Source organism: Faecalibacterium butyricigenerans (genome assembly GCF_020687345.1).
Lineage (GTDB): Bacteria > Bacillota > Clostridia > Oscillospirales > Ruminococcaceae > Faecalibacterium > Faecalibacterium butyricigenerans.
Map to the genome: position 1 here is coordinate 13,886 of NZ_JAJEQL010000018.1, position 23,577 is coordinate 37,462.

Here is a 23,577-nt window from a genome sequence, read left to right on the forward strand (position 1 = left end):
ATGTTCGAGTATTTTATCTATATTTCTTGACTTTTTCAGGAGGTCTCCATGAAGCGTAACTCTCTTTCTAAGCTGCTGCGCCGCATCGCCTGCGCGCTGGCGGCACTGGTCATCGCGCTGGCCGTCGCCGTGTTCGCCCTCTGGCACAACGAGCTGACGACCCTCGCCTCGTTCCAAAAGCTCTCCGACCGGGACGAAGCCCACCGCGACGGCGCGGTCTACCAGATCAACTTCTCGGGCGATTACTTCTTCGATGAGTTTCTGTCGCAGGGCGGCGCATCCAACGATGCGGAGCTGATCTCTTTCGTCACCCGGAGCATCACCAAAGGCATCATTCCCATGCACATCAAGACCAGCAGCATCGCCTGCTCGGCCTTTACAGCGGACACCCAGAGCGGCGACCGGGTCTTTGGCCGCAACTACGATTTCTCGGCCACCAATACGGCCATCGTCTATACGGACCCCGGCGAGGGCCGCCATGCCTCCTACTCCACCATCGACCTGAGCTTCCTCGGCCTCGACGCGGACAAGGACGTGGAGACCATCGGCCAGAAGTTCCTGACCCTCGCGGCTCCCTATGTGCCGCTGGACGGCATCAACGACGCAGGTGTGGCCTGCGGCATCTTCATGTCCTATCAGGGCGAGGGCAAGGGCACGCCCACCGATACCCAGACCGACAGGCCCGACATCACCTCCACCACCCTGCTCCGCCTCATCCTCGACTATGCGGACTCGGTAGAGGACGCCGTGGCGCTGGCCCAGCAGTACGACCTTCATGACTCGGCCAGCAGCTGCTTCCATTATATGGTCGCCGACTCCACCGGCCGCAGCGCCATCCTCGAGTGGGTGGGCACCGACGCAGACCACGACGTCGACGGCGCACAGCGCCAGCTGAACGTCCTCTGGAACGACACCGACGCCCTCTCGGATTCCGTCGACTGGCAGGTCGTGACCAACTTCATCAAGACCCCCGGCTACTACGACGGCACGACCGCAGAGAGGAAGGGCCTCGACCGCTACGAGCACCTCACCGCAGCCCTGCGGGAGACGGACGGCATCGTAGCGGACAAGGACGCCGCAATGGACCTGCTGGCCTCGGTGGGACGCCGCACCTGGGACAACGACGACTCCAACAGCAACACCGTCCACAGCGTGGTCTATGACCTTACCGACAAGTCCGTCCTCTGGGTGGGCAACGAGCATTACGGCGAGGAGGCCTACACCTTCGAGTTCCAGCTGGGCAGATAAAGAGCCGCTTATCGGCGGCGCTTTAAGATCTCGTCCAGAATGGCGTCTGCCACATCGTCCTTGCTCATCAGGGGCAGCTCCCGTGCGCCGTCCGGGGTGATGAAGGTGACGACGTTGGTGTCCACGCCGAAGCCGGCACCGGCCACCTTCAGGTTGTTGGCCACCACCATGTCGAGGTTCTTCTTCTCGAGCTTGGCCGAGGAGTTGGCCAGCATATCCCGCGTCTCCATCGAGAAGCCGCAGAGGAACTGTCCCTTCTTTTTGGGGCCGATGGTGCCGAGGATGTCGGGCGTCCGCTCCACGGCGATGGAGAGGTCGCCGTCCTTCTTCTTGATCTTGTCGTCGGCCACGGCGGCGGGACGGTAGTCGGCCACGGCAGCGGCCATGACCAGCACGTCCATCTCGTCAAAGCGGCTCGTCACAGCCTCGTACATCTGCTGGGCCGTCGTGATGGGCACATCCTCCGTGAACCGCACCGGCTGCAGGGCCGTGGGGCCGTGGATGAGGGTGACGGCTGCGCCCCGCATCGCGGCGGCGCGGGCCACGGCGTAGCCCATCTTGCCGGTGGAGTGGTTGGTCAGGTAACGCACAGGGTCCAGCGGCTCCTGCGTGGGTCCGGCGGTGACAGCGATGCGCAGACCGGCCAGATCCTTCGGCTTTGCAATGGCCCGGAAGATATAGTCCAGCAGGACGTCCTCCTTCGGCAGGCGGCCGCTGCCCACATCCTTGCAGGCCAGCACGCCGCTCTCGGAGGGGATGACCGTGAAGCCGTAGCGCTCCAGCGTGGAGATGTTGTCCTGCGTGATGGGGTTCTCCAGCATCCCGGTGTTCATGGCGGGGGAGACCAGCTTTGGGCACTTCGCAGCCAGCACCACCGTGGTGAGCATATCGTCGGCGATGCCGTGGGCCATCTTGGCGATGACGTTGGCCGTGGCCGGGGCCACGAGGATGACGTCGGCCTTCTTTGCCAGCGAGATGTGGGTGACTTCGAACTTGAAATCACGGTCAAAGGTGTCCACCATGCACTTGTGGCCCGTCAGGGTCTCGAACGTGATGGGGGTGATGAACTGGGTGGCGTTTTTGGTCATGATGACCTCCACGTCGGCCCCCAGCTTGCGCAGTGCGCTGGCCACGTTGGCCATTTTATAGGCGGCGATGCCGCCGCTGACGCCCAAAAGGACGCATTTTCCCTTCAGATCCATCCAGATGCCTCCTATAAACAGGGATGATATAGCTACAGTATAATGCAAAAATGCTCAGAGCACAACAAAATCTTTGGTTGGGGTTGTATCTTGGCTCAAAATGCGGTAAAATACAGCTTGACTTATCAATAGAAAATCTCTCCGTCGGCGCAGACGTATGCAGGCCTCTCCCAAAGGGGGAGCCTTTCAGGGAGAGGTTCGACCCTACGAGGAACTGAATTATGATTTTAGCCATTGATATAGGCAACACCACCGTCGCCCTTGGGGGCATCCGGGACGGACGTGTATGCTTTGTGGCCCACATGGACACGGTGCGCACCCGCACGGCGGCGGAGTACCGCGCCGAGATGGAAAAGGTGTTCGCCCACCGGAGGCATCCGGAAAAGCCCATCCGCTTCGAGGGCGCTGTCCTCACCAGCGTCGTCCCCCAGATCACGGGGGCGCTGGCCGAGTGCGCCCGCTACTACACCGGCAAAAAGCCGGTCATCGTTTCGCCCGACATCCGCACCGGACTGACGATGGGGGTGCCCGACCCCCACGCCGTCGGCAAAGACCGCCTCGTGGATGCGGCCTACGCGGCGGCGAACTTCCCGCTGCCGGTGGTCACGGTAGACCTCGGCACCGCCACCACCTTCAACGTGGTGGATGAGGACAAGGTCTTCCGGGGCGGCGTCATCTGCCCCGGCCTTTCCACCGGTCTGCGGGCGCTGGGGGAGAGGTGCGCCCAGCTGCCACAGGTGCATCTTTCGTCCCCCAAAAGCGCCATCGGCGTCGATACCGAGAAGTGTATGCTTTCCGGCTCGGTGCTGGGGGCGGCTGTCCTGCTGGACGGCATCACCCAGCGCATCGAGGAGGAGCTGGGCCGTCCGGTCACACTGGTGGTCACGGGCGGTCTGGCAAAGTACGTCATCCCCCTCTGCCGCCACCCGCTCACCTACGACCCTGAGCTGCTGCTGAAGGGGCTGGCCCTCCTGTATCAGCTCAATGCCCCCCAGCATGAGCACCGCCATGAGCCGCGGAACGAGGGAGAGCACCGTCGTCCCGGCCCCCGCCCGGCGGGACGCCGCCCCCACAGCGGAAGCAGCCCCCGCCGCCATGGCCGCAGCGGCCGCCGTCCCCGCCGGGACGGTGAGGCCAAGGCGGGCTAAGACTGAAAAGGAGAAACCTTATGATGAAATTAGGCATTCTCGGCGCAGGCATGATCGTCCGGGAGTTCCTGCCTTGGCTCACAGGGCCGGAAAGCCCCTTCAAGGTCGAGGCCCTCTGCAGCACTGAGCGGAGCGCTGAGGAGGCGCAGGCCCTCTGCGGTCAGTACGGTGTGGCCCGCCACACCACCCGCTACGACGAACTGCTGAGCTGGGTAGACGTGGTGTATATCGCAGTGCCGAATGTCCTGCACGTAAAATACACCCGTGCCGCCCTCGAGGCCGGACGCCATGTGATCGTGGAAAAGCCGATGGCTCCCACGGCGGCACAGGCCGAAGAGCTGGCCGAGCTGGCCCGGAGCAAAAAGCTCTTCCTCTTCGAGGCCGTCACCACCCAGTATCAGGACAACTACGCCAAGCTCCGTGAGATGCTGCCCAAGGTGGGCGCTGTCACCATGGTGCAGTGCAATTTCAGCCAGTATTCCAGCCGGTATGACGATTTCTGCATCGGCAGGGTCTGGCCGTCCTTCGACCCGGCCTGTGCCGGCGGCGCGCTGATGGACCTCGGCGTCTACAACGTCAGCTATGTGGTGGGCCTTTTCGGCGCACCCAACAAAGTCCACTACGCGGCCAACATTGCCCGCGGCATCGACACCAGCGGCGTGCTGACGATGGAGTATCGCAGCTTCAAGGCCGTGAGCATCAACGCCAAGGACAGCAGCTCTCCGGCCCGGTACATCATTCAGGGCACCAAGGGCTATCTGCTCCAGAAATCCACCGCCAACTTCTGCGGCGGCGTCACCTTCCACCCCTATAAGGGCAGGGAAGAGCACTTCAACCTCAGCGCAGGCCGCCCCCGGCAGGCGGCAGAGTTCCACGCCATCGCCCGCGCCATCGAGAGCGGGGATCAGGAGCTGTGCAGCCGGATGCTGGACACCTCGGTGGCCGTCAGCCGTGTGCTGGAGACAGCCCGCCGCGACGCGGGCATCCGCTTCCCCAGCGAATTTTGATGCTATCCCCGGGAGTTCCCTGACACAACGACCGGTATATTTTAGATTCGATTCAACAAAAGACCCCGTGTGATTCACGGGCAGGTTTGCGCCGTATCCGATAGTTAAGGCGGAACGGCAGCAAGGAGGAAAACTGAATTATGAAAAACAACGATCTTCGCACCCTCACCCGGCTGGCACTGCTGGTCGCCATTGAGCTGGTCATGAAGGCCATCGGCCTCGGCAGTGTGCCCGTAGGCCCGCTTTACATGAGCTTTTTGACCCTGCCGATCGCTGTGGGTGCCATCACCATGGGTCCTGCAGCAGGTGCCATCCTCGGCGGCGTGTTCGGTGCGGTGAGCTTCTATGACGCTGTCACCGGCGCCTCTGCCATGACCGGCGCGCTGTTTCAGGTCAGCCCCGTCAACACCTTCATCCTCTGCGTGGGTATGCGTGTGCTGATGGGCGTGTGCGTCGGCCTCATCTTCAACGCCATCAAGGGCCTCGACAAGGCCGGTACCTGGAGCTACCTTATCAGCGCCATGTGCGCCCCGGCCCTTAACACCCTGTTCTTCATGGGCTACATCGTGCTGGCCTTCTACAGCTGCGATTACGTCCAGAACCTCGTGTCGGTCAAGGGCGCAGCCAACCCCCTGATGTTCGTCGTCCTGCTGGTCGGCGTGCAGGGCGTGGCCGAGTTCCTCGTGTCCGGCATTCTGGGCGGCATCGTCGCCCGTGCCGTTCGCAAGTTCCTGAAGTAACAGGCGGTGTCGGTCAGGGACGTCCGCTGATATAAAGTTTACAAGCCCCTCTCCCGGCAAAAATGCTGAGAGAGGGGCTTTTCTGTTGATTTTAGCCTACCAGTGCGGTATACTTATTCTACTTCAGTCAAAAGAAGGAGGCGGCAAAAATGCCCATCGGGCCGAGCAGACCCTTACATCTAACAAAGCCGGAGTCCATCGACATCCGGCAGGCCGCGCGGTATTTCGGCGCGCGGGGCGAGGCCGACAGCGCCACCCTCGCTCTTCTGGAACGGTGCGCTGCACCCCTTCTCGCCGCCGCCACCCCCCGGGCCGTCTGGCTTGAGGCCGATGTGGAGAGCCTTGCGCAGGTCGGCATCCTGAAGGGGGAGGACATCTTCCGCCACCTTGAGGGGTGCCGGGAGGCCCTGCTTCTGGCCGTGACCCTCGGCCCGGGCGCAGACAGCCAGATCCGCCGCGCCGGAGTGGGGGATATTGCTGCCGGTGTGGCCTCGGATGCCCTCGGTTCGGCGCTGGCCGAACAGGCCGCAGACGCCGCCGAGGCCGAGCTGCGGCAGTGGGCCGCAGGGCAGGACAGGTATCTCACGGGCCGCTTCTCGCCGGGCTATGGCGACTGGCCCATCGGGGTGCAGCCGCTGGTGGCGGCGGCGCTGGATACCGCCCGCCGAGTCGGGCTTTGCGTGACCGAAAACGACCTTATGACGCCCCGCAAGAGCGTGACCGCTCTGCTGGGGCTGAGCGACCACCCGGTGAAGGGACATCTCGCCGGGTGCGGCCACTGCGTGCTGAACACGCGGTGCGAATACAGAAAGAGGGGCAAGACCTGTGCAAGCGAATGAACTGTTTACCCAGTCCAACACCATCCTTCTGGACGGCGGTATGGGCACCATGCTGCAGGCAGCGGGCCTGAAGCTGGGCGCACGGCCCGAGGAGCTGAACATCACCGACCCGCAGCTCATCGAGAGCATCCACAGCCGCTACGCCGCCGCTGGAAGCCGCATCATCAACGCCAACACCTTCGGCGCGTCGGCCCACAAGCTGGCGGGCAGCGAGTACACGCTGGAAGAGATCATTGCGGCGGGCATCGCCAACTGCAAGCGGGCCTGCGCCCCCTACGGCGCGCTGGCGGCGCTGGACGTCGGCCCGCTGGGCGAGCTGCTGGAACCCAACGGCACGCTGGCCTTTGAGGACGCCGTGGCCGAGTATGGCCGCATCGTCCGGGCCGGTGCGGCTGCCGGGGCCGACCTCGTCTTCTTCGAGACCTTCACCGACCTCTACGAGCTGAAGGCTGCCCTGCTGGCCGCGAAAGAGAACTGCACGCTGCCCATCCTCGCCAGCATGAGCTTTGAGGCAGGCGGGCGCACCTTTACCGGCTGCACCGTCGAGAGCTTCGCCGTCACGGCCCGGGGCCTCGGCGCAGATGCCGTGGGCATCAACTGCTCCCTCGGCCCGAAGGAGATCTTCCCGATGGCGAAGCGTCTGGCCGAGGCCCTGCCCGGCGATTTCCCAGTCTTCGTCAAGCCCAACGCGGGCCTGCCCCGGGCCGACGGCAGCGGCTACGACATCACCCCCCAGCTCTTTGCCATGGAGATGAAGCCCTACCGGGAGCTGAAGCTCTTCGCGGCGGGCGGCTGCTGCGGCACCACCCCCGATTTCATCCGGCTGCTGAACGGCGTCTTCGCCGACTGCAGGCCGGGCCGGGCTGCCCACGCCATGCCCTCGGTGCTCTGCTCGCCGATGGATTTCGTCACGGTGGACGGCATCACCGTGGTGGGAGAGCGCATCAACCCCACCGGCAAAAAGCGGTTCCAGCAGGCCCTCCGCGAGGGAGATATGAACTACATCCTCGAGCAGGCCGTCAGCCAGTCCGAGGCCGGCGCACAGGTGCTGGACGTCAATGTGGGCGCTCCCGGTGTGGACGAGCCTGCCGTCATGGAGCAGGTGGTCAAGGCCCTGCAGAGCGTGGTGAGCCTGCCTTTGCAGCTGGATTCCTCCCACGCCGATGCCCTCGAGCGGGGCCTGCGGGTCTATAATGGCAAGCCCATCGTCAACTCGGTGAACGGCGAGACGGAGGTGTTGGAGCGGGTCCTGCCCCTCTGCAAAAAGTACGGCGCAGCCGTGGTGGGCCTCGCCATTGATGAGCGTGGCATCCAGCCCAGCGCCGACGCCCGCTTTGCGATCGCAAAGCGGATCGTGGATGCCGCGCTGGCTCATGGCATCCCCCGGGAGGACATCTACATCGACTGCCTCACCCTCACCGCCAGCGCCCAGCAGGAGGACGTTCTGGCCACCGTGGAGGCGCTGGCCCGCTGCAAGAAGGAACTGGGCGTCCGCACCATCCTCGGCGTGTCCAACATCAGCTTCGGCCTGCCCTGCCGCCCCTACCTCAACACCGCCTTTCTGACCATGGCCATGTATGCGGGCCTCGACCTCGCCATCATGAACCCCTCCAGCGAGGAGATGATGGCGGCGGTCTACGCTTACAACGTCCTGACCAACCGGGACAGGCAGAGCATGGCCTACATTGCCCGCTATGCCGATAAAGTCCCCGCCAGCACCGCGCTGGCACAGGCCAGAACGGCGCAGGCGTCCCAGACGGCAGACGCACCGGCAGAGGCGGATGCGGCTCACAGCGGCCCCTTTGCCGCCCTCATGCAGGCGGTGGAAAAGGGCCTCAAGGGCGAGGCCGCTGCCCGTACCCACACTCTGCTGGACACCACCGAGCCGCTGACGCTGGTGGACGAGGCCCTCATCCCGGCGCTGGACGTGGTGGGCGAGAAGTACGAGAAGGGCAAGCTCTTCCTGCCCCAGCTGCTGCAGGCCGCCAGCGCCGCGCAGGCCGCCTTTGAGGAGATCAAGACCGCCATCGCCAAGCGGGGTGGGGCCGGAGCCAGCAAGGGCCGCATCGTCCTCGCCACCGTCAAGGGCGATGTCCACGACATCGGCAAGAACATCGTCCGGGTCATCCTCGAGAACTACGGCTTCGAGGTCATCGACCTTGGCCGTGATGTGCCGGTGGAGACGGTGGTAGATACCGTCCGGGAGAAGGATGTCCATCTCGTGGGCCTCTCGGCTCTGATGACCACCACCCTCAAGAGCATGGAGGAGACCATCGCGGCCCTCCGTGCGGCCAAGCTCGACTGCAAGGTCATGGTGGGCGGCGCAGTCCTGACGCCGGAGTACGCCGAGAAGATCGGCGCGGACTGGTATGCCAAGGACGCCAAGCAGAGCGCCGATATTGCCAAGAAATTCTTCGGAGAATCATAAGAAAACAGAAATGAGCCGGTGCATTCCGCACCGGCTCATTTCTGTTTTTGTTCGAACTACGCACGCACGTCCGTCAGAGGCATGATGCTCCCGGACAGTGCGGCGAGGCAGGCCGGGGCGGCAGGCTCGGCCATCGACAGGGTCGTTTTGGAGACCTTCCACCACAGGCGGGAGCCGCCCGGCAGCCGGAAGATGAGGTTCCAGTCGAAAGGGTTCTCACTGGCGGAGAGCAGCTCCACCGGCAGGGCGTTGAGGGCTTCGGCGGCACAGGGTGCGAGATCGTGGGCGCGGATGCCCACGGCAGTGCAGCCCTCCGAGACCTCAGCGGCCAGATGCAGCAGGCACTCGCAGCCTGTCAGACGGACGGTGTGGGCGTCCACCCGGGCGCAGGGCAGGATGTTTTTGCAGCCGGTGAGTCGGGCGGCGGCGGTACTGCGGGGGTCGGCGAAGACGGCCTTGGTCGTGCCGGTGCGGAGCACCCGCCCGCTGTCCATGACGATCATGTCCCGGCACAGGCGGTAGGCCTCGTCCCGGTTGTGGGTGACGAGGAGGGCCGTGCCCTCAAAGCCTGCCAGCAGGCTCCCCACCTCGCCCTCTACCTCCTCCCGGAGGTAGCTGTCCAGTGCGCTGAACGGCTCGTCCAGCATCAGGAGGCGGGGTCGGCCCACGAGGATGCGGGCCAGCGCGGTGCGCTGCTGCTGCCCGCCGGAAAGCTCGGCGGGGCGGCGGCCTGCCAGCTCTTCCAGCCGCATGGCCCGCAGCATTTCGGCGCAGCGGGCTTTGCGGGCGGCTCTGTCTTTTTCTGCGTTCAGGCCGCAGAGGATGTTCTGCTCCACGGTCATGTTCGGGAAGAGAGCGTAGTTCTGGAACAGCAGGCCCACGCCCCGCTGCTGGGGCGGCAGGTCGATGTGCTGCTCGCTGTCGAACAGCACCCGCCCATCCAGCAGGATGCGGCCCTTGTCGGGCTTCACGATGCCCGCGATGCAGCGCAGGGTCATGCTCTTGCCGCAGCCGGAGGCGCCCAGAATGGCCGTGGCAGTGTTCCCGGCGGTGAAGTCAGAGCGGAGGGTAAAGCCATTCAGCTTTTTCTCGATGTGCACTTCCAGACTCATGGGCATCCACCTGCTTTCTGCTTCTTTTCCAGCAGATTGACGGCCAGCAGCACCACCGCCGAGATGACGATGTCCACCAGCACCCACCGCATGGCCCCCAGCTCGTCGTTGGTGCGCCAGAGCTGGTAGACGGTAGTGGCAATGGTAGCCGTCCTGCCGGGGGTGTAGCCTGCGATCATGCTGGTAGCGCCGTACTCGCCCAGCGCCCGGGCAAAGGCCAGCACCGTACCGGCCAGAATGCCCTGCCGACAGCAGGGCATCCGCACCCGCCAGAAGATCCATGTGTTGGACTGTCCCAGCGTCTGGGCCGACCAGGCCAGCGTCTCATCGAAGCTCTCGAAGGCACCCCGGGCCGTGCGGTACATCAGCGGGAAGGCCACCACGATGGAGGCGAAGATGGCGCTGTACCAGTTCATGACCAGCTTGACGCCGAAATGCTCCAGAAAGAAGAGGCCCAGAGGCCGCTTTGCACCGAAGAGCAGCAGAAGAAAATAGCCCACCACGGTAGGTGGCAGCACCATTGGCAGGGTGAGGAGCACGTCCAGCACGCCCTTGACGGTGCGGGGCAGTTTTGCGATATAGTAAGCGGCAAAAATGCCGAGGAAGAACACCGCCGCGCAGCTGATGAGCGCGATGCGCAGGCTGTTCCAGAGGGGATACCAATCCATATGTCTATCCTCAAATATAAGCAGGCTTGCCCTCTCCGTCATTGCTTGCGCAATGCCGCCTCTCCCAAGGGGAGAGGCTTTGCTTTCCCGCCACGCTTTAAGGCTCTCCCTTTGGGAGAGCTGGACGCGAAGCGGCCTGAGAGGGCAAGGATGCTCATAATTTACACCGCCGCAAATCCCACGCTCTCGAAGACCTGAGCGGCGGCATCGGTGCGCAGGTAGGCGAGGAAGGCCACGGCAGCGTCGGGGTGGGGAGCAGCCTTGAGGACGGCGGCGGGGTAGATGACCTGACCGCACATCTCGGCGGTGGCCTCGTCCACGGGGGCCAGACCGGCGCTGTATGCGTCGGTGCAGTAGACGACACCGGCGTCCACGCTGCCTTCGCTGATCTGGGTGGTGACTTCCTTGACGTTCGAGCCATAGGTGATGACACCGGCAGCGGCCAGAGCAGCCTCGTCGAGGCTGTAGTAAGAGAGGATCTTCTGGGTGTACTGGCCCACGGGCACGTCGCTGTTGCCCATGCAGAACAGGATGTCCTCCGCCTTCAGGTGCTCGGCCAGAGCGTCGAAGCTGTCGATGCCCTTGTCGCTGCCCTCGGGCACGCAGAGGACGACCTTGTTTTCCAGCAGGTCCACGCGGGTGGCGGGGTCCACGAAGTCCAGACCGTCGGGGTTCACGTCGGCAGAGGCGGTGATGTCCAGCTGGTTCATCTGCTTCTGGCCGGCGGAGAGGAACAGGTCGCAGTCGGCGCCCTCCTGAATCTGGGTCTTCAGCGTGCCGGAGGAATCGAAGTTGAAGCGGAAGGTCACGCCCGGGTTCTGGGCAGAGTACGTTTCGGCGATGGCGTTCAGGGTCTCGGTCAGGGAGGCGGCGGCGAAGACGATCAGCTCGACGGATTCGACGGAAGCCTCGGAGGACGCAGCCTCAGAAGAAGCGGCTGCGGAGGAAGCGGTGCTGGAAGCAGCGCCGCTGCAGGCGGTCAGGGCAGCAGCAGCGCCGACTGCGCCGACCACGGACAGAAAGCTGCGGCGGGAGATGAGGTTGGTTTTCATGAATTTCTCCTTTTACTTCCGGGCACACTCGCCGTCCAGCCCGGCGGCGATGCGGATGCCGTGCTCAAGGCTGGGCAGGATGTACTCGAGGTTCTCTTTTACGGCCTTGGGGCTGCCGGGCAGGTTGACGATGAGCGTCTTGCCGCGCAATACGCTGGCGGCGCGGCTCAGCATCCCGCGGGGGGTGATGGACAGGCTGTGGTACCGCATGGCTTCGGCGATGCCGGGGGCGCTGCGGTCGGCCACGGCATAGGTGGCCTCCGGGGTGATATCCCGGGGGGAGAAGCCGGTGCCTCCGGTGGTCAGGATGAGGTTCACCTGACGGCCGTCGGCCAGCCGGATGAGCTGGGCTTTCAGGGCCTTGGCCTCGTCGGGCAGGATCATGGTCTCCTCCACCACATAGCCTGCGGCGGTGAGCATCTCCACGATGAGGGGGCCGCTCTTGTCCTCCCGCTCGCCCCGGCTGCCCTTGTCGGACAGGGTGATGACGGCGGCCCGCAGGGGCGGGTCGGCTGCCGGGGGCAGAAGGGTCACTTCGTCGCCCACATGGATCTCGCCGCCCTCCAGCACCCGGGCGAACACGCCCTCCCGGGGCATGATGCACTCGCCGGTCTGCTGCTTGATGATGCAGTCGTTGTGGCACTCCTTGCCGATCTGGGTCATCTCCAGCACGACGCTGCCGATGGCAAACCGGCTGGTGACGGGCAGATTGCGGAAGTCGAAGCCCTCGATGACCAGATTTTCGCCAAAGGCGCCGTAGTCCACCCAGATCTTCTTGCGGAACGCCTCGATCTTCTCGGCGCTCAAAAGGCTCACCTGACGGTGCCAGCTGCCGCCGTGGGCGTCGCTGATGATGCCCCACTCCGGGGTCAGAACAGCGCTGGGCACCTCAGTCTTGACGGTGCCGCGCTTGGGGCTGGTGCAGATTGCCAGAAGTTTTCCCATAGATCGTTATCCTCCGATGCGATACATGCCGCGGGTCGCGGGCATGGAATTGTCTCCGAAATGATGTTCCCGGGGCTTTGCCCAGATGGTCTGCCAGATGGCCTGTGAAAGTGCGGCGTCGGTTGCACCGCTGCGCAGAAGCTCCCGCAGGTCGCAGCCCGCCTCGCTGGCGAGGCAGGGGCGCAGGAAGCCTTGGCTCGTCAGCCGCACCCGGTTGCAAGAGGCACAGAACTTGCCGTGGACGGCGGCGATGAAGCCCACGTCACCCTCCCAGCCGGGGACGGTGTAGTAGACTGCCGGGCCGTCGCCGAGAACTGCGCTCTGTGCCGCAGGCAGAGGGGCGAACTCCGGCCAGCGGCGGGCAAACCGCTCCCGCAGCGCAGGCCCCGAGATGCAGGGCATGGCTGCGCCGTAGCCGATGGGCATCATCTCGATAAAGCGCACCTGCAATGGGTGCGCCTCGGCGAGGGCGGCAAGGTCTTCCAGCTCGCCCTCGTTGACGCCCGCCTGCGGCACGCAGTTCAGCTTGACGGGGATGCCGCTGTCCAGCGCGGCGCGGAGGCCCTCCATCACATGGGAGAACTCGTCCCGGGCCGTGATGCGCTGGAACACCTCCGGGCGGAGGGTGTCGAGGCTGATGTTCACGCTGTCCAGCCCGGCGTTCAGAAGGGCGGGCAGCTGCCGGGCCAGCAGGATGCCGTTGGTGGTCAGGGTGACTTTGTGGATGCCGGGGATGGCTTTCAGCCCCGCCACCAGCTGGTCCACGTCTTTGCGCACCAGCGGCTCGCCGCCAGTGACCCGGACGGTATCGATGCCGCACTGGGCAAAGAGAGCCGCGAGGCGGAGGAACTCTTCGTAGGTCAGCACGGCCTCCCGTTCCAGCTTCTCCACGCCGTCTGGCATACAGTAGCGGCAGCGCAGGTTGCACAGGTCGGTGACGGAGAGGCGGAGATAGTGGATATTGCGGCTGGAAGAATCAAACATAGCCGCCCTCCGCCCGGACATAGTGGCCGCTCTTGCCGCCGGTCTTTTCCACCAGATGGATCTCGCCCAGCTCCATCCCCTTGTCCACGGCCTTGCACATATCGTAGATGGTCAGCAGGGCCGTGGAAACGCCGGTCAGAGCCTCCATCTCCACGCCGGTGACACCGGCGGTCTTGACGGTGCAGAGGGCTTCCACAGCCCGCCGTTGAGGCAGGAGCCTGAAATCCACGCTCACCTTGGTCAAGGGCAGCGGATGACAGAGGGGGATCAGCTCGCTGGTGCGCTTGGTGGCCATGATGCCGGCGATGCGGGCGACGCCCAGCACATCGCCCTTCTTGACGGTGCCGCTCTCTACAGCGGCAAAGGCCTCCGCGTTCATGGTGATGATGCCGTGGGCCACAGCCTCCCGGAAGGTGACGGCCTTTTCGCTCACGTCCACCATCACGGCGTTGCCGGAGGCATCGAAATGGGTCAGATTGGTTTCAGTCATGATCGTATCTTTCTGCTTAACAAAAATAAATCGTATTGGAAGCCGGGCTTGCCCACCGCATTAAGGCTCTCCCTTTGGGAGAGCTGGCGCGAAGCGCCTGAGAGGGCAAGGGCGCTGACGGAGAACCACGAGCACTGCGGGATAGTATTGCTCTGACAAAGGGACAGCTTATCGCTGCGAGGTGGCTCTGTCGTAATAGGCTTGCCCTCTCCGTCATCGCAAGCGATGCCACCTCTCCCAAAGGGAGAGGCTTTTCCGCTGCGCTAAAAAATCAGCAATGCCCAAACCCGCAGTTGGGCCAGTGGCACTCGGCGCAGCCCAGACACAGGCCGCCCTCACCCAGACGGGCGATGTCCTCGGCGGTGATGGGGTCATCGGCCAGCAGGCGGGGCAGCAGCAGGTCAAAGATGGTGCGCTTGGCGTACATGACGCAGCCGGGCAGGCCGCAGACCGGCACGCTGCCCAGATAGCTCACGAGGAACATCGCCCCCGGCAGCACCGGTGCGCCGTAGGTGACGATGTCCGCGCCGGTGTTCCGGATGGCCAGCGGGGTGCGGTCGTCGGGGTCCACGCTCATGCCGCCGGTGGTGAAAATAAGCTCACAGCCTGCGTCCCTCGCTTCCAGAATGGCGGCAGTGATGCCCGCCGGGTCGTCGTCGCAGACCTTGTGGAAGACCATCTCGCAGCCGTACTCCGCCAGCTTGCCCACCAGAATGGGGGTGAACTTGTCCTCGATGCGGCCCTTGAATACCTCGCTGCCGGTGGTGATGACGGCGAACTTCTTGGGCTGCATGGGCAGCACGTTCAGGATGGGCGTGCTGCCGGCTGCCGCCTGCATGGCGTCCATCTTTTCCTGCTCGATGACCAGAGGGATGATGCGGGTGCCGGCCAGCTTCTGGCCCTTTTTCACGGGCAGGTCGCCGTGGATGGTGGCGATCATCATCTGGGGCGTGCGGTTGACGGCCAGCAGGGCGTCGCGGTCGATCTTGAGAAGGCCGTCGCAGTCGGCGATGAGCTCGATCTTGCCCTCCTTCGGCTCGGTGCCGTGGATGTTTTTGCCCGCAGCAGCTTTATACAGCAGGGCGGCAGCCTCGTCCTCGTGGAGGATGCCGGGCTTCTTCTCCCAGACGTAGAGATTCTCTTTGCCGATGGAGAGCAGCACGGGGATGTCCTCGGGCTGGATGACATGGCCCTTGCGGAAGCGGGCACCCTTGAACTCGCCGGGAATGATCTGGGTAATATCATGGCAGAGCACCTGCCCTGCCGCGTCTTCGGTGCGGATGAGTTTCATTGTGGTTTTCCTCCTTACAGCGTCGGCATCTGGGCCACGAGCCAGTCGGCCAGCGCCTGCGTTTCTTCGAGGCCGAAATCGGCATCCGGGATGTCGCCCACGACAGCCAGCGGCTGGAAGGACACCGGCGTGTCCGAGATCTCCCGGCGCACGACCTCGATCTTCGGCCAGCCGCTGTCCTTGAAACCCTCCAAGAGGACGAGGTCGTAGCCGTGGCGCTCGAACAGGGCCAGAAGGTCCTGCTCCGTCAGGCGGAAGGCCTCGGTCAGCAGGTAGCGCTGGCTTGAGTAGACGGCTACGCCCTCGGCCCCGGCTTCCCGCAGACGGTAGCTGTCGGTGCCGGGCACATCGGGGGTGAAATCGTGGCCGTCGTGCTTGATGACGCCCACTTTCAGCCCCCGGCTGCGCAGGGCAGGCAGGAGCTTTTCGAGAAGAGTCGTCTTGCCGCTGTTATGCAGGCCGCTGACGGCCAGCACCGCCGGGCGCTTCAGCTCCAGCTGCTCGGCAAGGATCTGTTTCGGTTCACTGTACAAAGAAAAGCACCTCCACTTCTTCGCCCGGGGCCACCGGGCCGCTGCCCGCAGGCAGCTCCACCAGACAGTTGCAGCCCATCATGGCCGACAGGCTGCCGGACGAATGGGCCTCGGCACTGCCCTCGCCGGGGATGGTCACACTGCCGCCCATGGCCTTGGCCCGCAGGTAGCGGGCGACCTTGCTGGGCTTGGAAAAGCCGGTGGTCAGGGTGCAGGTGGTGCGGGGGAGGAGACAGCCCTCCTCGCAGCGTCCCGCCGCCCGCAGCAGGGCCGGGATGGCGTATTGCTCCAGCGTCGCAGCGGCGGCGAAGGGGTTACCGGACAGGCAGAACACCAGCTTGCCGCCGACCGTTCCGGCCAGCATGGGGCTGCCGGGCTTCTGAGCCACGCCTGCGAAGAGGAGGTCTGCATCCAGCGCTTCCAGCACAGCGGGCAGATAGTCCTTCTGCCCCACCGAGACGCCGCCGCTGGTGATGACGGCGTCACATTCCGCCAGCAGCTCCTTCATCTGGCCTGCGATCTCCTCCGGGTCGTCCGAGCAGTGCCGCCGCCGGACGCCGAAGCCCAGCTGCCGCAGCCGGGCGGCGTTCTGGATGCCGTTGGCGTCGTAAATTTTGCCGGGCGTCCAAGCTTCGCCCGGGGCCAGAAGCTCGCTGCCAGTGGCCAGAACGCCCACGGTGAGCGCTTTGCAGACCGGCACAGCGGCATAGCCCTGCCCGGCCAGCACCCCGAGGTGGGCCGGGGTGAGGACGGTGCCCGCCCCGGCGATGACAGTCCCGGCGGCGATGTCCCCGCCCCGGAACACCACGTTCTCCTCCGGCTTCAGGGCGGCATAGAGCCGGACGGCGTCCTCGCCGCCGTCGGTCAGCTCCTGCATCAGGACGCAGTCCGCGCCCTCGGGCAGGGGCGCACCGGTCATGATGCGGGCTGCACAGCCTGCGGGCAGGGGAGAGGCGGGGGCATCTCCGGCGTAGAGCTTCATGACCACCGGCAGGGTGACGGGAGCTTCGCGGCTGGCCCCGGCGGTGTCGGCGCTGTGCAGGGCGTAGCCGTCGAGGGGGCTGCGGTCAAAGGGCGGCTGGTCCATCCGGGCCGACAGGGTCTCGGCGGCGATGCGGCCGACCGCATCGTCCAGCGGCAGGGTCTCCGCCGCCGGTCTTGGCAGGGCCGCAGCTGCATCCAGCACGCGGCGCAGCGCCTCAGAGGGCGCACAGAAAGGCTGTTTCATAAACTTCCTCCAAAAGCCCACAGCGGCGCAGCCTGCTATGGCTCAGGCGGGCCGCGGCGGGGTGTTCTCTTTATCAAAAAGGCAGGTAAAAAAGAAGCGGAGACGTCTTGACCGAAAATCAAAACGCCTCCGCAGAAGCTCCGCACGTTCCGGACGAAAGACAGCTTGCAGGCTGTCTTTGCCGATGGCACTCCCCGGGCAGCGCCTGTCCTTGCAGTGACAGTGCGGCCCGGAAAGCCCCTGTGTGGATGGGAGGAGTTCTTTTTTTCAAATTGCAGCGTTTCTTCTGCGGGAAGGCGGCGGGGTTTCCCCCGCCACCCTTGAATGCCGGCTGATACAGCCCTTAGCATTGCGGCGCGGTGTCGGAAGCTGTTTTCGTAAGCAGTGTGCGCTGCTTATAGAAACGGCTTCGATTGCCGGACGGTTTAGACACCTTTGCTCAAAGAAGCTCTTATCCTGTTCAGTTGTGATGGACGGCTCAGTCCGTCCACTCGTCCACGTCGCTGATGGCTTTTGCATAGCGGCGGGTGAGGTGCTTGGTGGAGAAGAGGAACCGCTCATTCTGGTTGTTGGTCAGCTCCTCGATGTCGGCGTACTCCGGCCTGCCCTGCATGGCCTGCCACGTCTGCTCGATGGCCTCCTGCGTCAGGTCGTAGGGCGAGCGGCGGAAGTAGCGCAGCGGGGTGGCGCTGGGGTAGACGCGGGCGTTGAACCGCACCATCTCGGCCACCATGACGCAGAGGTCCCTGTCCTCGATGAGTTGGGCGATCATCGCGTAGTTGTCGCTCATGTTGGCGCTGGAATAGTAGTAGGTGTCCTTCGTGCCGGTGCGGGAGACGATGTCTGTGCACTGGGGGTCAGCCGGCATCTGGGTCAGCAGCTCGTCGGCGTTCTCCACCTCGCTGACCAGCAGCGCGTGGGGCGTGACCAGAGCCGCCGCCGAGCGGGACCGGATGTAGCCTGCCAGCTCCTGCGCCGGGGTCAGCTCAGGCAGCTCCGGTGCGGTGACGGTGGGCTGGTCGGCGTAGGGGTCGCCCTCCGCCTCCGGCGCAGCGGCCAGAAAATCCAGCAGCTGCGGCTTTTCGGCATCGTCCGGGGTGCTCGTCTGGGCGGGCGCGGGCTGTGCCCCGGCCTGCTTTGCGGCCAGCGCGTCCGTCTCCCGCTCCACTGCGGCGATGACGTCCTCACCGGTCTTGGCGGCGCTGCCGTCGAAGATACTTCCGGTCTCCTTCAGGCGGCGGGCCGTCTCGCTGGCTGCGTCGATGTCAAAGACCTCGGCCTTCGGCTTCTTTTTCGCGGCCATCTCTGCCTTTTGCAGGTCGAGGATGACCTGCTCCGGGTCAGCGGCGGCGTCCACTGTGGTGGTGTAACCGGGTTTGCGTCTGCCAAACAGCATGATAATTCCTCTCGTTTCTGTGAATTACTGGGCTGCAGTCTCCTCAGCGGGAGTCTGGTCGTAGATGCCGCGTGCTTCCAGATCGTCGGCCATGTCGCCGAGGTCGAACTTCTCCAGCGTCTCGCGGGTAGGCACACCGGTGGTCTTGTCCCAGCCGAAGATGTCATAGAAGAGGTCTTTTGCCTTCTCCATGTCGGCGCGGTCCAGCTTGGTGGTGCCTTCCTCGAATGCCTTGAAGTCGGGTTCCTTGTCGAAGACCCAGTCGCAGATGGCGTCGTGCTCCTGACGGAGGTTTGCGCTGCCGCAGTTCTTCTGGAAGCTGATGGCGGTCATGGCGCGGAGCATCTGGGTGATGCGCTCGCCTGCTTCCTGCAGACCGGCCTGGGTGTAGGTCTCGCCGGTGACGGCGGTCATGAAATCTGCCTGCAGGTCCAGGTCGCCGTGGTAATTGCGCTCCTTGGAGGGAGACTGGGTCATGGGCCACATCCAGTTGCAGAGGGTAGCAGAGTCGTGGAAGTTCTTATCGTTGACGCAGTAGGCGGCCAGCTTTGCCTTGTTTTCGTTGATGGGCGTGTAGGCCTTGGCCTTGTCGTAGCAGCCCTCGCCGAAGAAGTCCTCCATGACCTTTTTGGTCACCTCGTAGGGTGCGCCGGAGCCGGTCTCGCAGACGATCTCGTGGATCATGCAGTCACGGTTGTAGACGAGGTTGTACAGCATACCCACCTGCCATGCCTCAGCAGGGCCGTGGTGGTTGGGGAAGCCGTTGTAGATCAGGTTGGAGTTGGTAGCGCCGTCGTTGCGGTCCAGCCAGCTCTTGGGCAGGCCGAACTTCTCCATCATGGCCAGCGTGCCCTTTGCGATGACGGACAGGTCGCCCTCGCCGTAAGCCATGCGGCGGATCAGCTCCACCTCCCAGCGGGGATCGCCGGCCTTCTCCCACTCCCAGGGCAGAGAGTCGTACTCGGCCTCGCTGATGTACTTGGTGGCTTCCTCGCGGGGCATCCGCAGGATCCACAGCAGGTCGCGGTTCAGGTTGCCGTAGTTGTCCCACAGGCCCATATCGTCCACAGCATGAGACCATGCCAGATTGATGACCATGGTGCCGTCGCCCTCGTACTTGAAGTCGTGGACGCCGTCCGGGTAGACGCGGGTGCCGTACAGCACGGGCATACAGGTGTTGGAGTTGTGGGTGGGCAAGTCGTAATCGGCCAGCGGGTCCACATCATACTCGGTGTAGCAGCGGATGGGGCAGGAGGAGCAGCCGCCGTTCTTGACGGTGTACTCTGCTGCCGGTGCGCCGAAGTCGAAGTAACCCTTGAAGCAGCGCAGCGCGATCTTGTTGATGTCGTTGTAGGGCTGCTCGCCGGTATCCACGGGGCCGCCGGGAGCCTTTTTCCACATACGGCCCGGTGCGCCGGACCAGCGGTTCTTGCCGGAGGTGGCGCTGTACTCCGCCCAGCTCTGGGGCTGTGCGGGGACGTTGTGGTTGTTGTTGCCGCCGATGAGGTTGCCCATCATGTAGTTGGACAGCTCCAGCACCTTCTTGGGGTCGGCGACCTTGACGCTGCCGGTGCCGCGGATGGCCAGACCCTTCAGCTTCTTGTTGCCCATGGCAGCGCCCAGACCAGCGCCGCCGGAGTTGCCAAAGCTGGTGTTCAGGGTGGAGTAGTCCACCAGATTCTCACCGGCAGGGCCGATGGAAGCGGTCTCGAACTCACGGCCGTTCTGCTCCACCATCCACTTGTTGGACGCGAACGTACCCTTGCCCCAGATGTCAGAAGCGTCCTCAAGGGAGACCTCGTCGTCCTCGATGCGCAGGTAGACGGGCTTCGGGGAAATGCCGGTGATGACGATGCCGTCCCAGCCCGCATACTTCAGCATGGGGCCGATGTGGCCGCCCATGTGGGCGTCGATGATGGAGCTGCCCTTGGACCAGGTGGAGCGGAAGGTGACGTTCATGCGGCCGGAGCAGGGCACGCCGGCACCGGTCAGGGGGCCGACGCCGAAGATGACCTGTGCCTTCTCGTCGTAGGGGTCGAGGTCCATGGGAGCTTCCTCATACATGATGCGGTAGGCCATGCCCATACCGCCGATATACTTATGGTATTTTGCGTCATCCTGCGTGGTGATCTCGCCAGTGGTCAGGTCAACGCGCAGGATCTTGCCTGCCCAGCCATACGTTTCAGCCATTGTTGTTCCTCCTTACAGGTCCATGTAGGCAGCCTGTGCTGCGCTGGTGACGGCATCCCAGTCCACGATGGACAGAGCGCCGGACGGGCAGCCTGCCACGCAGGCACCGCAGGCGATGCACTTGGACGACTTGCCGGTCTCGGGGTTGACGGTGGGCATATGCCAGGGGCAGGCCTCGTGGCAGGCCCCGCAGCCGATGCACTTGTCGGTGTCCACCACGCGGATGCCCTGCTCGTTGGTCGTAATGGCCTTTTGGGGGCAGGCGTTGCCGCAGGCGGGGTCCTCGCACTGGCGGCAGGTGTCCGGGAAGTAGACAAAGCAGTTGTCGTTGCCGGACAGCAGGCCGTTGCCGGCGCCGTCCAGATTCAGGCGGCGCTGGATCTTGACGCGGCTGATGTAAGAGGAGCACACGCCGTCGTTGGTCAGGGTGCAGTTGATCTCGCAGCGCTGGCAGCCGGTGCACAGGTCGGCGTTGACCACCAGCAGGCCCTGCGGCAACGCCCAAGTGGCCACTGCGCCGCTGTCTACCTGCTTCTGCGAGCAGCCGAAGAGGGACAGCATGGATGCGGAGAGGGTAAGCCCTGCAAGGCTCTTGCCCGAGATCTTCATGAACTGGCGGCGGGTCATATCAGCCGTCAGAAAATCAGTTTTTGCCATAGGTTCCATTCCTCCGTTGAGGTCACTCTGCGCGGAGCACCTCAGTTACATAGAAATACGAATCGTTGACCACGGTGGTCACTGCCGCCGAGGTGATGGTCGCACCGGAAAGGGCGTCCACCTCGGTGAGGTCTGCGCTGACAGCGCCGCTGTCGGACGGCCCGGCGGTCAGCCCGGCCTCGGCAAGACGGTAGGCCGACTGCTTTTCAGCCGACCAGTCCGCGTAGGGCAGAGCCTGCGCCTCGCCGTCCTGTGCGCTCTTGCTCAGGCCCGCAGCGTACAGCTTCCGGCGTGCCACGGCCTCGGCGCTGGAATCCAGCGGGGGCGGCAGCTCGTCATCCAGAGGCTGTCCGTTCAGGGCCGAGAGGGTCAGCCCCGCCGCATACATCCTGCGGGTGGCCTCTGCCTCGGGAGAGGTGTCGGACACGTTCCACTGTGCGGGGTCGAAATCCTGTGCCGCAGCGGACGCATCAGATGCACCGGCTGCTGCATAGGCTGCGCCGGTGGCCGGGTCGGTCACAGTGTAGCTCTTGCCTGCCAGCGTAAAGGGAGCCGCACCCTGGTACTGGGACGTGAACTCCGGAGCGACACACTGGCCGCCGAGGCTGTCCGTCTCCGCCTGCGAGAGGATCTCTACAGCGGAGACATTGCCCTCGGCGTCGATGGTCACGGCAGCCTGCACATCGCTCTGGAAGCCCTTCTGCACGCCCTCCACGCGATAGCTGCCGTCGTCGAGCTGGTACACTGCGCTGATGCCGTAGGTGGCTGCATCCGCCTCCGACACCGGCAGCAGGGTGCCTGCGACCGTGGTGCGTGCGTTCTGCATTGCGATGAGGCCGACCGCCATGGCGATCGTCGCAGCGCCCATGGCCGCGTAGCCCGGCAGCCGTCTGCGCCACAGCGGGACGGGCGCAAACGGGTTGGTTGCCTGCTTCATGTTATCACCTGCCTGTTTTTTGGTTGTGAGGGAAAAGTTTCCCAGACACGAAAATGACCGCTCAGCCTGCTGCAACAAGCGGAGCGGTCCCTTCGTTAATATATTATCACATGGACGAGAAGTAAGTCAACGCGAACCGATGCCACCCCACACTTTTTGACGATGTTGGTGGATGTTTCCGGCCGCAGAGCAGCTGTAAGCCATATTCCTGCGCCAGCTCCAGCGACTGCACGGTGGGCATGGTCTTGCTCACCAGTGCCGGGACGCCTGCCCGGATGGCCTTGCGCACCATGTCCACCGGCACGCGGCCGCTAGTGTAGAGGATACATTCGTGCAGCGGAATGCCGGCCAGCATCACGCTGCCCACGGCCTTGTCCAGCGCATTGTGCCGCCCGATGTCCTCGCAGGCGCAGAAGATATGGCCCCGGTGCAGCACGAAGCAGCTGTGGACTGCGTGGGTGGCCTGATAGAGGGGCAGGCCCGCGCTCATGGCGGCGGCGAGGGCGTCCACCCATTCCGGCGGCAGGTTCAGCTGGGGCGCGCCGCGCAGGGGCTGCAGCTCCACGGGGCTGCCCAGCGTGATGTTGTCGGTGCAGCAGCTGGACACCTCCTGCGCCGCTGCGCTCCGCGCCGTCAGCGGGTGGGTGAGGTGGACGCTGATCTTCAGCCCCTCGGCACAGACGGCGATCTGCTCCACTTCCCCGGCGGATGCGATCCACCCCTCCGTCAGCAGCCGCCCCAGCGCCAGCTGCGGCAGCAGCTCCGGTGTGCACACCACCCGGAATGCGGGCTGCTCATTGACATAGAGGGCTGCTGCGTGTTCTGTCGGTACGGCGGCTTCGGTGCCGTCCGGCAGGGATACGGTCTCAAAAGCGGCGGCTGCGCCGAAGCGGTCGTTGATCTGCATGGGGATATATCCTTTCTCCGGGCGGGGACTTTCTTTTATACATCATGGAACGATGACACGTTCTTTCATGGACTGATTTTCGTATGATGTATATACCATAACTGGAAAGAGATTGCAAGAAGGAGTTTCAAATCAGAAAGAGCGGGGTCGCCATAGGAAGAGAGCGATGCAACGAAACGGTGCGTGCGCAGGCTCATCGGCTCCGATATTCCACTCTCGGTCTGCCGCCTGTGGAATAATCCACCTGACTTTCGGCTTCACTCGTGCCGATCAAGTAGTTCAGATACAAGGAGGGCGTCTATCTGGGATTCATGGGTCCCTGCTACGAGACTGCTGCCGAGATCCGTGCCTTTGCAGGCATGGGCGCAGATGCCGTGGGCATGAACACCGTACCAGAAACGATGGTCTGCAACTATATGGGAATGAAGGTGCTTGCGGTCAGCTACATCACCAATATGGCCACCGGCATCCAGACCGTGAAGCACAGCCATGCCCGTGTGCTGGAAATTGCAAATCAGGCGGGAGATACCATGTGCCGCTGGCTTGGTGCCGTCATCCAGAAGATGTAAAAACAA

At 64.2% G+C, this 23,577-nt stretch carries 21 protein-coding genes and 1 pseudogene; 7 read left to right on the forward strand and 15 right to left on the reverse strand.

The annotated features are described in order from the left end of the window. Window positions 1-48 precede the first annotated feature (48 nt). Window positions 49-1,248 (forward strand): carcinine hydrolase/isopenicillin-N N-acyltransferase family protein, encoded by a 1,200-nt coding sequence (locus LKD23_RS08140; protein WP_227621209.1) that lies wholly within the window; start codon window positions 49-51, stop codon window positions 1,246-1,248. Between the two features lie 8 nt (window positions 1,249-1,256). Here LKD23_RS08140 and coaBC read toward each other — a convergent pair whose 3' ends face one another. Continuing rightward, window positions 1,257-2,450 carry a bifunctional phosphopantothenoylcysteine decarboxylase/phosphopantothenate--cysteine ligase CoaBC gene (gene coaBC / locus LKD23_RS08145; RefSeq protein ID WP_227621210.1) on the reverse strand — a complete coding sequence of 398 codons (1,194 nt, stop codon included), beginning with the start codon at window positions 2,448-2,450 and terminating at the stop codon, window positions 1,257-1,259. A gap of 221 nt (window positions 2,451-2,671) precedes the next feature. Here coaBC and LKD23_RS08150 point away from each other — a divergent pair, with 221 nt between their 5' ends. From LKD23_RS08150 to LKD23_RS08170, 5 genes are all read left to right on the forward strand, one after another. Continuing rightward, window positions 2,672-3,598, forward strand: coding sequence for a type III pantothenate kinase (locus tag LKD23_RS08150; RefSeq protein ID WP_227621211.1), 927 nt, complete (start codon window positions 2,672-2,674; stop codon window positions 3,596-3,598). Between the two features lie 20 nt (window positions 3,599-3,618). Continuing rightward, a complete protein-coding gene (locus tag LKD23_RS08155; RefSeq protein ID WP_227621212.1) occupies window positions 3,619-4,605 on the forward strand; it encodes a Gfo/Idh/MocA family protein in 987 nt (328 codons plus the stop codon). 140 nt (window positions 4,606-4,745) lie between these two features. Beyond that, window positions 4,746-5,345: an ECF transporter S component gene (locus LKD23_RS08160; protein WP_227621213.1), complete on the forward strand. Its 600-nt coding sequence runs from the start codon at window positions 4,746-4,748 to the stop codon at window positions 5,343-5,345. 149 nt (window positions 5,346-5,494) lie between these two features. Beyond that, window positions 5,495-6,184: a methionine synthase gene (locus LKD23_RS08165; RefSeq protein WP_227621214.1), complete on the forward strand. Its 690-nt coding sequence runs from the start codon at window positions 5,495-5,497 to the stop codon at window positions 6,182-6,184. Continuing rightward, entirely contained in the window at window positions 6,171-8,612 is a 2,442-nt protein-coding gene (locus LKD23_RS08170) for a homocysteine S-methyltransferase family protein (RefSeq protein WP_227621215.1), read from the forward strand. The genes LKD23_RS08165 and LKD23_RS08170 overlap by 14 nt, the downstream gene beginning before the upstream one ends. A 56-nt stretch (window positions 8,613-8,668) precedes the next feature. Here the strand turns inward: LKD23_RS08170 and LKD23_RS08175 are convergent, their stop codons facing one another. From LKD23_RS08175 to LKD23_RS08240, 14 genes are all read right to left on the reverse strand, one after another. Then, window positions 8,669-9,724: a sulfate/molybdate ABC transporter ATP-binding protein gene (locus LKD23_RS08175; RefSeq protein WP_227621216.1), complete on the reverse strand. Its 1,056-nt coding sequence runs from the start codon at window positions 9,722-9,724 to the stop codon at window positions 8,669-8,671. Continuing rightward, window positions 9,721-10,392, reverse strand: a complete 672-nt coding sequence (modB, locus tag LKD23_RS08180; protein ID WP_227621217.1) for a molybdate ABC transporter permease subunit — start codon at window positions 10,390-10,392, stop codon at window positions 9,721-9,723. The genes LKD23_RS08175 and modB overlap by 4 nt, the downstream gene beginning before the upstream one ends. 161 nt (window positions 10,393-10,553) lie before the next feature. Then, the gene (gene modA / locus LKD23_RS08185) at window positions 10,554-11,444 is read right to left on the reverse strand and encodes a molybdate ABC transporter substrate-binding protein (RefSeq protein WP_227621218.1); all 891 of its coding nucleotides are present in this window, start codon (window positions 11,442-11,444) and stop codon (window positions 10,554-10,556) included. Between the two features lie 12 nt (window positions 11,445-11,456). Next, window positions 11,457-12,389 (reverse strand): MOSC domain-containing protein, encoded by a 933-nt coding sequence (locus LKD23_RS08190; RefSeq protein WP_227621219.1) that lies wholly within the window; start codon window positions 12,387-12,389, stop codon window positions 11,457-11,459. 6 nt (window positions 12,390-12,395) lie between these two features. Then, entirely contained in the window at window positions 12,396-13,373 is a 978-nt protein-coding gene (gene moaA / locus LKD23_RS08195) for a GTP 3',8-cyclase MoaA (protein ID WP_227621220.1), read from the reverse strand. After that, window positions 13,366-13,863 (reverse strand): cyclic pyranopterin monophosphate synthase MoaC, encoded by a 498-nt coding sequence (gene moaC / locus LKD23_RS08200; protein WP_227621221.1) that lies wholly within the window; start codon window positions 13,861-13,863, stop codon window positions 13,366-13,368. The genes moaA and moaC overlap by 8 nt, the downstream gene beginning before the upstream one ends. 271 nt (window positions 13,864-14,134) lie before the next feature. Further along, window positions 14,135-15,154 (reverse strand): molybdopterin-binding protein, encoded by a 1,020-nt coding sequence (locus LKD23_RS08205; protein ID WP_227621222.1) that lies wholly within the window; start codon window positions 15,152-15,154, stop codon window positions 14,135-14,137. A 14-nt stretch (window positions 15,155-15,168) separates the two neighbouring features. Continuing rightward, window positions 15,169-15,687, reverse strand: a complete 519-nt coding sequence (mobB, locus tag LKD23_RS08210; RefSeq protein WP_227621223.1) for a molybdopterin-guanine dinucleotide biosynthesis protein B — start codon at window positions 15,685-15,687, stop codon at window positions 15,169-15,171. Further along, window positions 15,677-16,915, reverse strand: a complete 1,239-nt coding sequence (locus LKD23_RS08215) for a molybdopterin molybdotransferase MoeA (protein ID WP_227621224.1) — start codon at window positions 16,913-16,915, stop codon at window positions 15,677-15,679. The genes mobB and LKD23_RS08215 overlap by 11 nt, the downstream gene beginning before the upstream one ends. Window positions 16,916-17,393: 478 nt before the next feature. After that, on the reverse strand, window positions 17,394-18,311 hold the full coding sequence (locus tag LKD23_RS08220; protein WP_227621225.1) for a YdhW C-terminal domain-containing protein: 918 nt from the start codon (window positions 18,309-18,311) through the stop codon (window positions 17,394-17,396). 24 nt (window positions 18,312-18,335) lie between these two features. After that, window positions 18,336-20,501: an aldehyde ferredoxin oxidoreductase N-terminal domain-containing protein gene (locus LKD23_RS08225; RefSeq protein ID WP_227621226.1), complete on the reverse strand. Its 2,166-nt coding sequence runs from the start codon at window positions 20,499-20,501 to the stop codon at window positions 18,336-18,338. Between the two features lie 12 nt (window positions 20,502-20,513). Continuing rightward, the gene (locus tag LKD23_RS08230) at window positions 20,514-21,158 is read right to left on the reverse strand and encodes a ferredoxin-like protein (protein WP_015565531.1); all 645 of its coding nucleotides are present in this window, start codon (window positions 21,156-21,158) and stop codon (window positions 20,514-20,516) included. 22 nt (window positions 21,159-21,180) lie between these two features. Continuing rightward, complete coding sequence (locus LKD23_RS08235; protein ID WP_227621227.1) at window positions 21,181-22,095, reverse strand: FMN-binding protein; 915 nt, start codon at window positions 22,093-22,095, stop codon at window positions 21,181-21,183. Between the two features lie 106 nt (window positions 22,096-22,201). Further along, window positions 22,202-23,002 (reverse strand): formate dehydrogenase accessory sulfurtransferase FdhD, encoded by an 801-nt coding sequence (locus LKD23_RS08240; RefSeq protein ID WP_227621228.1) that lies wholly within the window; start codon window positions 23,000-23,002, stop codon window positions 22,202-22,204. Window positions 23,003-23,283: 281 nt separating this feature from the next. On the opposite strand from LKD23_RS08240, the pseudogene LKD23_RS08245 reads away from it, so the two are divergent. Continuing rightward, a pseudogene (locus LKD23_RS08245) lies at window positions 23,284-23,571 on the forward strand (phosphorylase family protein); the annotation flags it as partial. Between the last annotated feature and the right edge of the window lie 6 nt (window positions 23,572-23,577).